The 15030-nt window shown below is 60.8% G+C and carries 10 protein-coding genes and 1 tRNA gene; 8 read left to right on the top strand and 3 right to left on the bottom strand.

What is annotated here, in order from left to right; translation table 11 throughout:
- Nucleotides 1-70: 70 nt before the first annotated feature.
- Nucleotides 71-979, bottom strand: coding sequence for an aldose epimerase (locus tag OKW40_RS10640; protein ID WP_429489660.1), 909 nt, complete (start codon nucleotides 977-979; stop codon nucleotides 71-73).
- Nucleotides 980-1568: 589 nt separating this feature from the next.
- Between OKW40_RS10640 and OKW40_RS10635 the strand changes: the two genes are divergently transcribed.
- The 7 genes from OKW40_RS10635 to OKW40_RS10605 all read left to right on the top strand — a co-directional run bounded on the left by OKW40_RS10635 (nucleotide 1569) and on the right by OKW40_RS10605 (nucleotide 10038).
- The gene (locus tag OKW40_RS10635) at nucleotides 1569-2399 is read left to right on the top strand and encodes an undecaprenyl-diphosphate phosphatase (RefSeq protein ID WP_429355882.1); all 831 of its coding nucleotides are present in this window, start codon (nucleotides 1569-1571) and stop codon (nucleotides 2397-2399) included.
- Between the two features lie 119 nt (nucleotides 2400-2518).
- A tRNA-Arg gene (locus tag OKW40_RS10630) sits at nucleotides 2519-2595 on the top strand.
- Nucleotides 2596-3121: 526 nt separating this feature from the next.
- Nucleotides 3122-5695, top strand: a complete 2574-nt coding sequence (locus tag OKW40_RS10625) for a cold shock domain-containing protein (protein ID WP_429489659.1) — start codon at nucleotides 3122-3124, stop codon at nucleotides 5693-5695.
- Nucleotides 5688-7247, top strand: coding sequence for a hypothetical protein (locus OKW40_RS10620; RefSeq protein WP_429489657.1), 1560 nt, complete (start codon nucleotides 5688-5690; stop codon nucleotides 7245-7247). The genes OKW40_RS10625 and OKW40_RS10620 overlap by 8 nt, the downstream gene beginning before the upstream one ends.
- Nucleotides 7248-7478: 231 nt before the next feature.
- Nucleotides 7479-9044 (top strand): methyl-accepting chemotaxis protein, encoded by a 1566-nt coding sequence (locus tag OKW40_RS10615; protein ID WP_429489655.1) that lies wholly within the window; start codon nucleotides 7479-7481, stop codon nucleotides 9042-9044.
- Nucleotides 9045-9158: 114 nt separating this feature from the next.
- Complete coding sequence (locus OKW40_RS10610; RefSeq protein ID WP_090801080.1) at nucleotides 9159-9542, top strand: RT0821/Lpp0805 family surface protein; 384 nt, start codon at nucleotides 9159-9161, stop codon at nucleotides 9540-9542.
- 46 nt (nucleotides 9543-9588) lie between these two features.
- The gene (locus OKW40_RS10605; RefSeq protein ID WP_184061458.1) at nucleotides 9589-10038 is read left to right on the top strand and encodes an NUDIX hydrolase; all 450 of its coding nucleotides are present in this window, start codon (nucleotides 9589-9591) and stop codon (nucleotides 10036-10038) included.
- Nucleotides 10039-10054: 16 nt separating this feature from the next.
- Here the strand turns inward: OKW40_RS10605 and OKW40_RS10600 are convergent, their stop codons facing one another.
- Nucleotides 10055-11044, bottom strand: coding sequence for a transporter substrate-binding domain-containing protein (locus tag OKW40_RS10600; protein WP_429489653.1), 990 nt, complete (start codon nucleotides 11042-11044; stop codon nucleotides 10055-10057).
- A 103-nt stretch (nucleotides 11045-11147) separates the two neighbouring features.
- Entirely contained in the window at nucleotides 11148-12857 is a 1710-nt protein-coding gene (locus OKW40_RS10595; protein WP_429489651.1) for a glutamine--tRNA ligase/YqeY domain fusion protein, read from the bottom strand.
- Nucleotides 12858-13207: 350 nt separating this feature from the next.
- On the opposite strand from OKW40_RS10595, the gene ggt reads away from it, so the two are divergent.
- A complete protein-coding gene (ggt, locus tag OKW40_RS10590; protein ID WP_429489649.1) occupies nucleotides 13208-15004 on the top strand; it encodes a gamma-glutamyltransferase in 1797 nt (598 codons plus the stop codon).
- The last annotated feature ends 26 nt before the right edge of the window (nucleotides 15005-15030 follow it).

The raw sequence follows: 15030 nt of genomic DNA, 5'->3' as shown, positions 1-15030 counted from the left end.
TGCGCCCCCCGGCGAGGGGAGCGAAGTGGCGGGCGGCCGCTTCGAGCGGCTCGCCGCCGGCGCCGGCGTATCAGCTGGTCTTCTCGACGGTAATGCGCAGTGCCGCCGTTTCGGTTTGTCCCGGCTCGAGCCAGCGCAAACCTCGGCCGTTGTGGATCGCATCGGGCAACCCGAGCCACGGCTCCACGCAGTAAAAGTCCGATTGCGGCGTTTCAGTCCACGTCGTCACCGCGTACCAGGGCACCGAGCCGGGCCGCTGCAGATCGATCGTGATCACGCGATCGATGTCCGGCGCATCGACCCTCACCGGTCGATCGGGCGTGCCGATCAGGCAATGGAAGCGGTCGTAGATCCGGTCTTCGTCGAGCGTGTAGCTCGCTTCGCCCGGCTCGGCGGGGCTGATCGAGCCGTCCTCGAGCTGACGGCACCGCTCGGTGCGCGGCAGTTCGAGCGTCGTTTGCGCGCGCTGCGTGTGCGGCAGCGTGAAGTAGAAGTGATGGCCGGCGTAGTAGGGCAGGCGCGCGTCGCCGGTATTGGTGGTGGTCAGCGTCACGTCGAGCGTGCGCGGATCGATGAGCTCGTAGGCGGCCTCGAAGCGGAAGCCGAACGGATAGGAGCCGCGGGTCGCTTCACTGTCGGTCAGAACCATCCGCAGGCCGGCGCCATGCACGTCGGCGTGAGGCTCGAACGGCAGGTCGCGCGCGAAGCCGTGCATCGGCAGCTCGCGCACGGTGCCCCGCGCGTCACGCCAATAGCCGATCTTGCCGCCGACGCGATGACGGCCGAGAAATGGAAACAGCAGCGGATTGCCGCCGCGAATCCGCGCGGGCACGCTCCAGTCGGCGTGCTCGGGCCAGTGAATCACCTCTTCGCCGTCGATCGTCCACGACAGCAGACGGCCGCCGGCTTGCGGCGAAAAACGGAGCACCGAAGCGTCATGGGCGATCTCGAGAATGTCCTGTTCCGGGGAGAGGGGCATGGTCAATAGCTAGCCAGATAGAGGTTGAGGGTCGCGCAAAGCGGCCGCGTGGGTCGGCGGCCGTTGCATCTGCATGGAAGCGGCGTTTTGCGCCATTCGCGGCGACTGCGTCTCGCGCGGCGAAACCGCGATTTTGCGCTGCTTTGCGCTACGGGGAAACCCTTCCCGGGAAATTGCGGGTGTCGGAAAAGGGCGAATCCTATTGATAATCCGTCGGAGCGTCCGGTCCATCCGACTCCCGGGCGAATCGGCTCAGGAGGCATCATGGATCTCGCAACGGCAATGGCGGTGGCCTTATTCGGTATATTCACCGCCAGCACGTACTACTTCTTCCACTCTCTCAAACGCTGATCCGCTGGTTTCATTCCCTGCTTTCACAGCACGCGCGCGACGAATCCGCCGCCCGCTTTCTTGCTCTCGCGTAACAACGGTGTCGAGTTGTGACGCGGCGCGTCAATATCTCTCCGAATGTGGCCTAACCGCTTGGCGCTGGGTGTGTAGCCAGGCATAATCGGTGCGCCTTTGACGCGCCGGCTCCCCGTTTTGTGCGGCGCGCAGTTCCCGACACTTTGCTTACAAGGACCGCCGCGTGAACCTGTCGTTTCTCATTTTTCTGAGCGTGCTGCAAGGCGTTACCGAACTGTTTCCGGTGAGCAGCCTTGGCCACACGCTGCTCGTGCCAGCCCTGTTCGACATGCATATCGACAAGCATGCGCCGCAACTGCTGCCGTTCCTCGTCGCCCTGCATCTCGGCACCGCGTTCGCGCTGCTGTGGTACTTCCGCGCGCGCTGGTATGCACTGGTGCGCGGTTTCTTCGCGTCGCTCGGCGGCCGCCGCAATGACGACGGTCACATGATGTGGGCGCTGATCATCGGTACGATTCCGGCGGGCCTCGTCGGTCTCGTGCTGGAAAAGCGCCTCGAGGCGCTTTTTCATGATCTGCGGATCGTCGCGATTGCGTTGATCGTGAATGGCGTTCTGCTGTGGTTCGGCGATCGTCTGCAACGCGCGCGCGCGCATCAGGCGCCGGAAAAGCTGACGTTGCGCCAGGCGTTCTTCGTCGGCCTCGCGCAGATCGGCGCGCTGATTCCGGGCTTCTCGCGCAGTGGCCTGACGATGATCGCCGGCAATGCGGCCGGCCTCACCACCGAGAAAGCCGCCGAGTTTTCGTTCTTGCTCGGCACGCCGATCATTTTCGCGGCTGGGGTACTCGAACTGCCGAAGCTGCTTCACGCGCCGAGCCAGCTTGCCGACGCAGTGCTCGGCGGCGTGCTGACCGCGATCGCAGCGTACCTGAGCGTGCGTTTCCTGATGCGCTATTTCGAAGGCCGCGGACGTCTCGCGTCGTTCGGCGCGTACTGCGCGATCGCGGGAATCCTGTTCCTCGGCTGGTTCATGCTGCATCCGCAGCCGGTCTGAGCGCGCCGGGCGATCGGTTATAATCCGGGCCCGGTTGGCTGCAGGTCAGTTAGAATTTTAGTTTGTGGGAAATCGGGCGGCTCGCCGCGAGTGCCGGTTTCATGCAGATATCGATCCATACGGCAGTAGCTCAGCTGGATAGAGCATCGGCCTTCTAAGCCGAGGGTCGGGGGTTCGAGCCCCTCCTGCCGTACCAGTAAATCAGGTACTAAGCCCAGCGTTCGCCCGCTGGGCTTTTTGCATTCTGAATCTGTGGAAGCGCAGATGTAAGCAAATTTCAGCAATACATAAGGCGGGGTCGCACCGCTCACCTGTTCGAGTGTCGGGATTGAGCAGTACGCCCGGCGTCCGAAGTCCCTCCCGCGCTTGCAAAACGCGTCGCGTGCCACGTCTTGAGTGGAGGCGCGCTCTTCACGTTGCGCCACCGCCCGCGCATGCCCGATCATTTCGCGATTGATTCTTCACATGCTGCGCAGTGAAGCGGAATGGATCCGCATAGTGCGGTGAATCAACGGTCAAGTGCGGGAAATTGAGACCGGTCCTTGAGAGTCTGTTTACGATGGAGGAACCGCCATTCGTCCAAGTAAAGTGCGGCCGCCGATTGTCGGCCATAGCTGATGCTTCCGTTCCTGAATTGCTCAGTTGGGCACGGCGCCGTGGCCGGCGTATTCGCGCTGCGCGATTCGCTATACTCTTCGCAAAACCTATCGCGAGAGAAAACGATGAAAGCATACGCTCGGGGCACTGTCGAAAACTACGATGATCGCGGCGGGTACGGATTTATTATCCCCGACGAGCCTGCGGACGGGGAGGAAAAGCTCATCGTGCATAGGCGATCGTTGCGATCCGTGGCGCTCGTACTGAGAAGTGGCGACCGCGTTGTATATCAGAAGGAAAGCGTTCCGCGCGGAACGCTGGCTACGGATGTTCACCAGGAAGTGCCGGACGAAACCAGCGAGTCTAGTGAGACGCGTGACGGCACTATTGCAACGATTGAGACGAGTCTTTCGTGTGGGACGATCCGCGATTCCGCCGGGGCGACAATATTTTTTAGCTTTGCAGAACTCCTCGACAAAGACGCATCGCCCCAGCCGGGTGATCGGGTCACATTCACCGTGGTCAAGAATGAACTCGGCTTCCAAGCACGTGATTTATCGCTCGACACTTCAGTTCAAGCCGAATCTAGAGGTACTGACCGCGAACCGGTTGCCCCAAAAGCCGCGGCAGAAATTCTAGCGCAAGCCATCCTCGCAAGAGATAACCGGCAATTCGCGGAAGCCGAAAGACTTTACGAACGGGGCTTGGAAAAATTCCCAACCGTGCAGTTGGCTACCAGCTATGCGGCGATGCAGAAAAATCGAAATCGCCGGGCGGAAGCAATGCGCATCTATCAAAAATGCATTGCGCTATTTCCAAATAATTCGAAGCTGCGCGATGACGCCGGAAATCTCGCATATTCCATGGGAGACAGTAATCTGGCGTTGCGCTATTTTGAGGAAGGACTTCGTCTTGCCCGGCAAAATGAGACGGCGAACGAGGGAATCTTTCTCCTGGCCATAGCCCGAATCTATATTAAGAAGGGCACGCATCTAGATCTTAAAAAAGCGCTTGAAACCTATCAAGCTGCCGAGCGGGTGCTGGCGCACAGTAAGACTGGAAAACAGGCGTTACCAAGATCCGATCTCTTGGCGATGCAAGTCGCTAGCGTGCGAATTCAACATCACCGTGGAAATGTGGCGTTTGAGTTCATCCAAAAAGCCGGATTCAAGGTGCTGCGAGCACAACTTTTCGACCAAGCTACTGCCGGAGCTGACTTTGTCGTTGAGGTTGATAGACCGGAACTTCTCGAGAGCTACGGCATAGCGGGTGGCCTACTTATTAGATGTTTTTTTAAATCAGACATTACTCGGTCAGATCTTGAAGGTATCGACAGAGTTGCGAAGATCGAAGGCGAATCGGGCTTGGTCGATGAGCAAGTCGCAATTGTGATCGTATCCTCTCTTCCTGAAACTCTACAAAGTACGCTATTTAGAAGGATTGAAGATCGCACTCGGTCGGTTCCGGCCATCGTGCCATTAACGCAGTCGGAATTGGAGACAAGTCTTGATGCGATGGCAACGCTTCGAACCGTGCTTGATCAATGGCTGTATCGCCGGGACCTATTTGCGCTGAATTCTCCCGTATCGGGACGTAGGTTTTTTGGTCGTGAAAAGCCGCTAGCGGAACTACGCGATGCGATATCTACTGGCACTGCGGCAGGTATCTTCGGACTCCGGAAAGTAGGCAAGACGTCTATATTGAAAGAGGTGGAGCGTCGTGGCACCGAGGCCGGCGACATAGTTTTGTACGTAGATTTGCTCCGGGTGCCAGCGGACGTCGCGAACACACGCTGGCTGTATTGGAAGCTTGGGGCCGAACTACATCGTTCGAGCATAAAGGTCGGCTTAAAAGGGGTGAAATGGCGCATCGGCCAAGCATTTCCGGATTTTCTTGACGTCCCCGCAGATTTTCCTATTGCCACGGCTTTCGATTCCGATTTGACGCAAGCACTAAAAGCTATTGAGCAAAGCGCGTCGAGTCCAAAACCAAAGATCGTTTTAATGTTGGATGAAATTGAGCGCTTGCTTCCGAACGGATTGGGGAAGGAAGGATTCGGTGGATTTTTTGATTTCTTCAGCTATATCCGAGGCGTTTCGCAGGAGTCGGCGGACTTCGTACCTATAGTTACGGGCGCGAATGCAGCAATTGCCGAAGTTTCTCAATTTGACAGAAAAGATAATCCTGTCTTCAATTTTTTCAGAGAAATATACCTTCCTTTGCTGCAACCAAAGGAACTTACAACAATGGTTCAGGTTTTGGGGCGGGGTATGGGCATTAATATCCCAGCAAACGCGTGCGAGCTTATTTTTCGATTGACTGGCGGGCATCCGTTCTTCACAAGGCAATTATGTAGCTTTTTGTCGGAACAGCATACGCAAAGGCCGCTTAATGTTCGCCCGGAAATGATCGAAAGTCTTACGGATCGGTATCTCGAGGTTGCAGGAAAGGATTTTCAAGAAGTATTGGATCGCTTCTCGCGTGACTATCCTGATGAGCTAGATGCATGCGTGGCTATCGTTGAGGCCGGTGGCACCTTACCAATTAAGGAGCTGGTAAAAAAATCTGGGGATAGTCGGGTAAATCTACGTCACCTTTTAGGTTATCAAATTGTAAAGTTGATGGACGACAACGCGTCGATATCAATTGAACTTTTGCGTCGTTGGTTGCAACTCGGCCAAGGAATTACTCGTGGATAAAAATTCGAACTCCAAGCAATCGACGTTGTGTGTCGGTCGTGATCAACTGATCAACGAAGTGGTAAGAGCGGCCAAAAAGCATGGGGCGGTCTTGTTGTTTGGTGGGCGTCAGTCTGGCAAAACGACTCTGCTCCGAAAGCTGACAGAAGTACTCTCTATGAAAAAGGCGAACGTCAGTACGCTAGCAAGTCTCGACGTACCAGTGTATGTCGATCTAATGCGTTTGCCTATCGAAGCAACATCTACTGATTTTTTCTCATTTCTAATTGAGGCCGCAGCAGCACAGTGCGCGCGGCAAATCGATGGATTCACTTTTTCCAATTCGAATGAGTCGGGATGCTCAGGCGACTCGCTGACACAGTTTATTTCGAATCTAGAAATTCTCGGTCGCGGCTGTGGTGAGGTGGATATCCATCTCATTTTTCTTCTTGACGAAGCCAAAAGAATTTTGAATGATCGGTTCACGAGAGGCTTCCAAGATAATCTTTTTGCTTTGCTGTACGGTGAAGCTGAACTTCGCCCGGTGTACTTGTCGTTTGTCTTCGCTGGTGCGCAGCACCTATATAAACTTTCAGAGGACAGCACTTCACCGATCGGCAGTCGAGCAGCTCCAATCACAATTAATAATTTGTCCAAGGATGACGTTGCGACATATTGTCGACACTCTCTCAACGGGAATGAATCGAATCAAGGGCTCTATGCCGATTTCGTTTATGCAGAAACCGGTGGTCACGCGGGACTAATGACCCGGTTTGTGGATGAATTGTCAGGAACTTTGATCACCGCCTTGGATACCGAGACGATTTCCGAAATCGTACTGTCCCGCAATAGAGGACTTTTGGATAATTGGATTGGATCGCTGACCCCTGAAGCTCTGTGTGTCGCAACCGCTCTATGCAATGTGCAGAATTTGAGTCTTGGTGATGTTGCTCAACGCTTGTTCAATGCGCGTCTTAATCAATTTACGGCCTCGCGGGTTATAGACGAGCTTTGCTATACCGGCGTTGCGCTCTTTTTGGAAAAGCGAGTGTTGCCGGCTAATCAGCTGTTCTGGTCTTATTTCAAATCTTCGCTCGTGGCGCACAGTGGTGAAGGGAAAACCCACGAGACTTGGCGTTTGATCGAGGAAGCTGAACTACTGCTCAGGGATGTCGTATTGCGCACGTACGTTGCTGCTTTTGGGCATAGCGCGTTGCCAACCATGCGAAAAATACTGGGCGACAAAACGTGGGAAAAAATTCTGGAGATCCAGGAGAAGAGCGCTAAGCAATACAGGCTAAGCAGACAGCCGGATAGTCGAGATATCATGTCGTGCATGTACATTGGTGATCTGCAAGCGTTAATTATAAGCAATGTGGCTTGGACACATTTTAAATCGCGATTCCGAGATAAAAGAGAATTTGAAGATATCATAAAGGCGATTGCTCCGGTGCGTAATGATCGCGCGCATTTCTCGGTGGTCCCCGAAAAGGAATTGGAGCGGTGTCGAATTGCCTGCGACGATTTGATCGTCTTGTTCGAGCGCTCTGACGATCCAGGCACCGTTGAATAGTGGTAAGAGCTGGTTGCCTTTAATGCGCGCGTCGATGAGCAGAATCATCGAAGGGTTGCAGGCCTCACGCCTGTAACCCTTTTTTGTTTTTGTGCAAATGTTGCGCCCCGGTGGCTGTCAGGCTGTCGCGTGTTCGTACGGCTCGCTTCGGGTGTTTCCCGACTCAGGAAATCGCGCGCGGCGCCGTTAATTCAACAGAACCGTGTGACGCGCCGCGATGGAGGAATCAGCGTGAACCGAATTAGCCTCAACACCAAACTCTGGCTCGCGCTGCTGATTACGTGGCTCGGCCTGCTCGGCCTCGGCGGCTGGGCCGCATGCCAGTCGCGCGCGACGATGCTGGCCGAGCGCAAGTCGGCGGTGCAGAACGTCGTGGAAAGCGCGTACGGTATCGTCGCCGACTACGCGCAGCGCGCCGACCAGCACGAGCTGACGCCCGAACAGGCGCGGCAGCAGGCGCTGGCGCGGCTCTCCGCGATGCGCTACCCCGGCAGCGGCTACATGATCGTGTCGACTGCCACGCCGGTCGTGATCATGCATCCGGTGCTCGCCGATCTGCGCAACAAGGACGTGTCGCACTACGCGGACAGCGACGGCAAGCTGCTGTTCGTCGAAATGGTCAAGGTCGCGCAGGCGCACGGGCAGGGCTTCGTCGATTACATGGGCCGCCTCGCCGGCAACAACGAGCGCGTGCCGAAGATCAGCTTCGTCAAGCGCTTTGCCGCGTGGGACTGGTATCTGATTTCGGGTGTCTACGTCAACGACATCGACGCGGCGTTCCGCGCCGACCTGCTGCGCTATCTGCTGACGATCCTCGTGATCGGCAGCTTCAGCACCGTCGCGCTCGTGCTGATCATCCGCAACGTGAAGCGCAGTCTCGGCGGCGAGCCCGCCTATGCGGCGAGCGTCGCGGAGACGATCGCCGACGGCGATCTGTCGTGCCCGGTCACGCTGGCCGGCGACGATCAGGAAAGCATGCTGTTCGCGATGCAGCGCATGCAAAGCCGCCTCGCCGACGCGATCCGGCGCATTCGCGGCGGCACCGAAACGATCACGGTCGCGGCCGAAGAGATCGCCGCGGGCAATCTCGATCTGTCGGCGCGAACGGAACAGCAGGCGTCGTCGCTCGGCGAAACGGCCGCGAGCATGGAGCAGCTGACGGCGACCGTCAAGCAGAACGCCGACAACGCGCTGCAGGCCAATCGCATGGCGCGCTCGGCGTCGCAGCTCGCGGGCGAGGGCGGCGAGGCCGTGCAGCACGTCGTCGCGAACATGCAGAGCATCGCGGCGAGCTCGGCGCGGGTGGTCGATATCATCGGCGTGATCGAAAGCATCGCGTTTCAGACCAACATCCTCGCGCTGAACGCGGCCGTCGAAGCCGCGCGCGCCGGCGAGGAGGGCCGCGGCTTCGCGGTCGTCGCGGGCGAGGTGCGCAACCTCGCGCGCCGCAGCGCCGACGCGGCCAAGGAGATCAAGACGTTGATCGAGGATTCGGTCGCGCGCGTCGGCAGCGGCAAGACGCTCGTCGAGAAGGCGGGCGGCACGATGGAGTCGCTCGTCGATGCGGTGAAGCGCGTGACCGACATCATCAGCGAGATTTCCGCCGCGTCCGACGAGCAGAGCCGCGGCATCGAGCAGGTCAATCTCGCGATTGCGCAGATGGACGAGACCACGCAGCAGAACGCGGCGATGGTCGAACAGGCGGCGGCCGCCGCGCAGTCGATGCAGGAGCAGGCGCAGATGCTGCGCGACGTCGTCAACACGTTCCGCCTGCAGGGGACGGCCGCCGCGCGTTGATGGGCGCGTCGATGGCGCGCTGCCTGCCGAAGTGTGCATGCTATGCTTTTGAGGTCAGGATCAAAAGCCGCCGTGCGCCCGTGCGCGCCGTGCACACTTCGAGGAGAGTCTTACATGTCGACGCGAACCCGTGTGCTGTTCCACCTCAGTGCCGCGAGCCTCCTGCTCGGTGCGGCGATCGGCGCGCAAGCGGCGAACCTCGGCTTTCTGAGCGACACGCCGATCACTTATATGAGACAGCGTGACAACGCCTCGATCAAGCATGCGGTCATGAGCGCGCTCAATGACAGGAAGGACGGCGAGAGCTTCACGTGGGTCAACGACGGCACCGGCAATAGCGTGAAGATCGACGCGACCATCTCGATGGACAGCACCTCGACCGACGGCGGACGCACCTGCCGCACCCTCGGGGTCGTACTCAATGCGAAAGGGCAATCGATGAACCTGCGTCCGAACTTCTGCAAGGAAGGTGGCGCCTGGCAACTGCAGAAGCGTTGAGTATGCGTGAGCGCGGCGCGAGAGGTGCATGCAGTGAGGCTGCGCGATGAGCCCGCGAATCGTCTCGTGCGGGATCGTGCTGCTCGATCCCGACGGACGCGTGCTGCTCGCGCACGCCACCGAAACGACGCACTGGGACATCCCGAAAGGCCAGGGCGAGGACGGCGAGGCGCCGCACGTGACGGCGCTGCGCGAGATGGTCGAGGAAACCGGCATCGCGCTCGAGGCCGATCGGCTGAAGGATCTCGGCCTGTTCGTCTACCGGCGCGACAAGGACCTGCATCTGTTCGCGGCGCGCGCGGGTGCCGGCGAGCTCGATCTGAGCACGTGCACCTGCACGTCGCTGTTTCCGCGCCGCTCGGACGGCACGCTGATCCCCGAAATGGACGACTACCGCTGGGCGTCGATCGAAGAGGTGCCGCGCTATGCGAGCCGTAGTCTGACGCGGCTCTTCGAGACGACGCTGTCGCTCGCGGAGTTGCACCGGTCGCTATAGACGGCGCACGCAGCCTTCAATCGAGCGCGTGGTCGTTCGGATGAGCGAACAACGCGCGGTTCTGCTCCGACAGCGGGAAATTGACGTTGATGCCATGCGGCGGAATCGGCTGCGTGAACCACTGCCGATACAGACGCTCGGCGTCGCCGGACGTCTGCGAGCGCACGATCACGCGATTCACGAGCGCGCGGAACGGCTCGTCGCCCTTGCGGAACATGCACGCATAAACCTCGTAGCCAAGCGGCGTGCCCGTCACGATGAAATCGTCGGGATGCGGGTCGGTCGCCTTGAAACCGTAGACGATCGGCTCGTCCATCACGAACGCCACCGCGTGACCGTCCTTCATCGCGTTGAAGGCGTCCTGATGGTCGCGCACGCTCATGATGCGCATGTTCAGCTGCTTGTCGGTGTTGAGGCTGCGCAGCAGGCGCTCGTCGGACGTGCCCGCGGTCGTCACGACCGGCTTGCCGGCCAGATCGGGGAAATCGGTGATGCCGCTGTTCCTGCGCGTGATCATGCGCACCGCGTACTGGAAAAAGCTGTCTGAAAACGCGGCGACGTTTTCGCGCTCGACCGTGTGTGTGGTCGAGCCGCATTCGAGATCGATCTGGTTGTTCAGCAGCATCGGCATGCGGTTCGACGACGTGACCGTGACTTCGTGAACCCGCAGCTGCGCCATGCCGAGCGTTTTCCTGATTTCATCGACGATCTGCATCGCGATCGCCTGCGAGTAGCCGACCGTGCGCTTGCCGTCGAAGTACGAGAACGGGATCGACGCCTCTCGCACGCCGAGCACGACGACGCCGTCGTCGTGGATCTTTCTCAGCGTGCCGGTCAGTTCATCCGCGCGGGCGGGGCCGGCGAACGCGAGCGCGCCGCAGGCGGTCAGCGTAAGCAGCACGCTGTGCATGCCGCGCAGCAGACGCGGGAAGCGTGAGCCGCACGCGCTCCGTGCGACGCGAACCCTACCTTCAGACCCTTCCCCGTGGCGGTCTGCAACCTTCATCGGACCTCCCGGAACGGCGCGCTCAGGCGAGCGCAGTGAGTGTCGATCGAAACATCCGGCAACCCGGATGGGCCCGCAACGCCGGGCCCTCGCTGGCGCGGGCTCAGGCCGGCTTGCCCCAACTGTCGCGCAGACTGACGATGCGGTTGAATACGGGCTTACCCGGCTTCGAATCGACGCGGTCGGCGACGAAGTAGCCGTGGCGCTCGAACTGGTAGCGCTGCTCCGGCAGCGCATGGCGCGCGCCGGTTTCGAGGTAGGCCTGGACCACGCGTTTCGAGTCCGGATTCAGCGCTTCGAGGAAGTCGCGGCCGCCGGCGTCCGGTTGCGGTTCCTTGAACAGCCGGTCGTAGATGCGCACTTCGGCCGGGCACGCGGCCGCCGCGCTGACCCAGTGGATGTTGCCCTTGACCTTGTAATTGTTCGCGCCTTCGGTGCCCGATTTGCTGTCCGGGAAGTAGTTGCAGTGCACCGCGACGATATTGCCGTTCTCGTCCTTGTCCGCGTGCGTGCATTCGATCACGTAGCCGTAGCGCAGCCGCACCTTGTTGCCCGGGAACAGGCGGAAGTAGCCCTTCGGCGGCGTCTCCGCGAAGTCCTCGCGCTCGATCCACAGCTCGCGCGAAATCGGAAACTCGCGCATGCCCTGTTCCGGATGATGCGGATGCACCGGTGCGTGGCACGGCTCGGTGAGGCGTTCGGGGAAGTTGTCGATGATCAGCCTGACCGGATCGAGCACGGCGGCGATGCGCGGCGCCTTCTCGTCGAGATCGTCGCGCAGCGCGCCTTCGAACACGCTCATGTCGATCCACGAGTCGACCTTGGTCACGCCGATGCGCTCGCAGAACAGCTGGATCGACTCGGGCGTGAAGCCACGCCGGCGCAAGCCGACGATGGTCGGCATGCGTGGGTCGTCCCAGCCTTCCACATGGCCTTCGTTGACGAGTTGCAGCAGCTTGCGCTTGCTGGTGATCGCATAGGTCAGGTTCAGACGCGAAAACTCGATTTGCTGCGGCAGCGGACGCCCGAAGACACCGGCCTCGGCGAGTTCGTTCAGGATCCAGTCGTACAGCGGCCGATGGTCTTCGAATTCGAGCGTGCACAGCGAATGCGTGATGTTTTCGAGCGCGTCCGAGATGCAGTGCGTGTAGTCGTACATCGGGTACACGCACCAGGTGTCGCCGGTACGGTAGTGATGCGCGAAACGGATGCGGTAGATGACCGGGTCGCGCATGTTGAAGTTCGGCGACGACATGTCGATCTTCGCGCGCAGCACGTGCTCGCCTTCCTTGAACTCGCCCGCCTTCATGCGGCGGAACAGGTCGAGGTTTTCCGCGACCGAACGCTCGCGGAAGCGCGACGGCGTGCCGACTTCGGCGGCCGAGCCGCGGTTCGCGCGGATTTCCTCGGCCGACTGGCTATCCACGTAAGCCTTGCCGCGCTGGATCAGCAGCTCCGCGAACTCGTACAGCTTGTCGTAGTAGTCGCTCGCGAAGTACAGATGCTCGGTGCGGTCCTTTTCCCATTCGAAGCCGAGCCAGCGCACCGAGTCGATGATCGACTCGACGTACTCGACGCTTTCCTTCTCCGGATTGGTGTCGTCGAAGCGCAGATGGCACACGCCGCCGTAGCTGCGCGCGACGCCGAAGTTCAGGCAGATGCTCTTGGCGTGACCGATGTGCAGATAGCCGTTCGGCTCCGGCGGGAAGCGCGTTTCGACGCGCTGGCTCCATTTGCCGGTGCGGTTGTCGTCGTCGATGATGTTGCGGATGAAATTGGATGTCGCGGGCGCGTCGTTGCGTTCGGTATTCATGCGAGAAGATGAGAGTCCGTGGGGGCGCGCAATGCGCCCGTGTAGCCGTCAATTCTACCTGACGAGCCCGTTCGCGGCAGGTGGTTGCGGCGCGCAGCCAACGGCGCAGTGGGTTTGGCGCGGCTGCCGGAGTCAGGGAAGCCGGCGCGCGGGGCTGTAACAGGAGGTAAAACGGGTTGGCGACGCGCGACGCGCCGACTTAGGATGCGCTGCTGCGCGCGGCCCGCGCGCCTGTGCTGGGCCTTCGCGCGGGGCGGGCTTGCCCGAGCCGTCCACGCTTTCCTTCATCTTCCTGCACGAGGCTCTGCTGCTCGTGCGCCATGCTCGCCTCGTTGCCGGAGTTTTATCGGATGTCTGTCCCGACGCACGGCGCGTTTCGCGCGCCCTTTGCCCGCGCTTTGGCTAGCGCCCGATTTTCTTGCCGTAACCGTCGTTTGCTCGCTTCGGCCTGGTTTGCCGCGCTTGCCGTGAACGTGGCCGCGCCGCTGTCCGCCGCCGCGAAAACACCGGCGCCGAAGCCGGCGCTCGATGCGTCGGCCGTCGCCGCGCCGGATAGCTACAGCGCTGACACCGCGCAGCAGATCTTCGCCGCAGGCGGCAACGCGGTCGATGCCGCGGTCGCGATGGCCTTCACGCTCGCCGTCACGCGGCCCGATGCGGGCAACCTCGGCGGCGGCGGTTTCATGACGCTGCTGGTCGACGGCAAGCCGTATTTTCTCGACTATCGCGAGCGCGCGCCGCAGCAGGCGACCCGCGACATGTACCTCGACGACAAGGGCAACGTGGCGCCGGGCATCAGCACGGTCGGGCATCGCGCGGTGGCCGTGCCGGGCACTGTCGATGGCATGTGGGAAGCGCAGCGGCGCTTCGGCAAGCTCAAATGGAAGCAGGTGCTCGCGCCCGCGATCCATTACGCGACCGACGGCTTCCAGGTCGACCCGCGGCTGCAGCAGCGACGCGACGCGGCCGCGAAGAGCTTCGCCGGCAAAACCAATTTCGACGCCTACTTCGCGAACCTGAAGGCGGGCGCGATGCTGCGCCAACCGGAACTCGCGCAGACGCTGGGGCGGATCGCGAGCGACGGCGGCCGCGAGTTTTACGAGGGCCGCACCGCTCAAATGATCGCCGCGCAGATGTACGGCCACGGCCTCATCACGAGCCAGGATCTGAGCCAGTACAAGGCTCTGTGGCGCGAGCCGCTCGCGGCCGACTGGCACGGCTACCGCGTGATCACCGCGCCGCCGCCGAGCTCGGGCGGCCTCGGGCTGATCCAGATGCTGAAGATGCGGGCCGATCTGCAGCCGGCGTTCGACGGCCTTGCGTTGAATTCAGCGCCGTACATCCATCTGATCGCGCAGATCGAGGATCGCGTGTTCGCGGACCGGCAGCGCCATATCGGCGACCCGGACGCATCGCCGGTGCCGGTCGCGAAGCTGATCGACGACGCCTACCTCGCGCAGCGCGCGGCCGAAGTCAAAGCCGACGAAGCGCCGGCTGCCGCGACGGTGAAACCCGGTGTCGACGGCGGCGCGGCGACGGAGAAGGCGCAAACCACGCATTTCTCGGTGGTCGACAAATGGGGCAACGCGGTGTCGAACACCTACACGCTGAACGGCGATTTCGGCTCGGGCGTCGTGGTGGACGGCGGCGGGTTCCTGCTGAACGATGCGATGGACGATTTCGTGATCAAGCCAGCCGTCGCTGGCGCGACGGGCGCGGCGTCGACACCCGGCGCCGCCGATGCCGAGCCGGATGCGATCGCGCCGGGCCGCCGCCCGATTTCGTCGATGACGCCCACGCTGCTGCTGAAGGACGGCAAGATCGCGCTAGCGATCGGCACGCCCGGCGGCTCTCGCATCCTGACGACGATCTTCCAGGTGATGACGAATCTGTACGACTTCGACATGTCACCGACGGACGCGCTCGCCGTGATGCGTTTCCATCATCAACTGCTGCCGCCAAAGACGATCTACTTCGAGCCGTACCGTCCCGCGCCGGATGAGCTCGCCACGCAATTGAAGGCGCTCGGCTTCACGGTCGAGCAGCAGTCGTTCAACGGCGACGTGCAGATGATCCGCGTGGACGGCACGACACCCGAGCCCGCGAGCGATCCCCGTGGTGGTGGCGTGGTACGCGTGATACGGTAGACGGCCCGCCGCGCTATCCCGCGAGC

Origin of the sequence: Paraburkholderia sp. RAU6.4a, assembly GCF_050435625.1 — a bacterium.
Lineage (GTDB): Bacteria > Pseudomonadota > Gammaproteobacteria > Burkholderiales > Burkholderiaceae > Paraburkholderia > Paraburkholderia tuberum.
Note: the sequence above shows the minus strand (reverse complement) of the source record. Positions and strands in the feature narration are given on the sequence as shown.

What these genes read in the sequence shown, in the direction of transcription:
- OKW40_RS10640 (WP_429489660.1), bottom strand. Translation starts at nt 979, where the DNA reads ATGCCCCTCTCCCCGGAACAGGACATTCTCGAGATCGCCCATGACGCT.
- OKW40_RS10625 (WP_429489659.1), top strand. Translation starts at nt 3,122, where the DNA reads ATGAAAGCATACGCTCGGGGCACTGTCGAAAACTACGATGATCGCGGC.
- OKW40_RS10610 (WP_090801080.1), top strand. Translation starts at nt 9,159, where the DNA reads ATGTCGACGCGAACCCGTGTGCTGTTCCACCTCAGTGCCGCGAGCCTC.
- OKW40_RS10605 (WP_184061458.1), top strand. Translation starts at nt 9,589, where the DNA reads ATGAGCCCGCGAATCGTCTCGTGCGGGATCGTGCTGCTCGATCCCGAC.
- OKW40_RS10600 (WP_429489653.1), bottom strand. Translation starts at nt 11,044, where the DNA reads ATGAAGGTTGCAGACCGCCACGGGGAAGGGTCTGAAGGTAGGGTTCGC.
- OKW40_RS10595 (WP_429489651.1), bottom strand. Translation starts at nt 12,857, where the DNA reads ATGAATACCGAACGCAACGACGCGCCCGCGACATCCAATTTCATCCGC.
- ggt (WP_429489649.1), top strand. Translation starts at nt 13,208, where the DNA reads ATGTCTGTCCCGACGCACGGCGCGTTTCGCGCGCCCTTTGCCCGCGCT.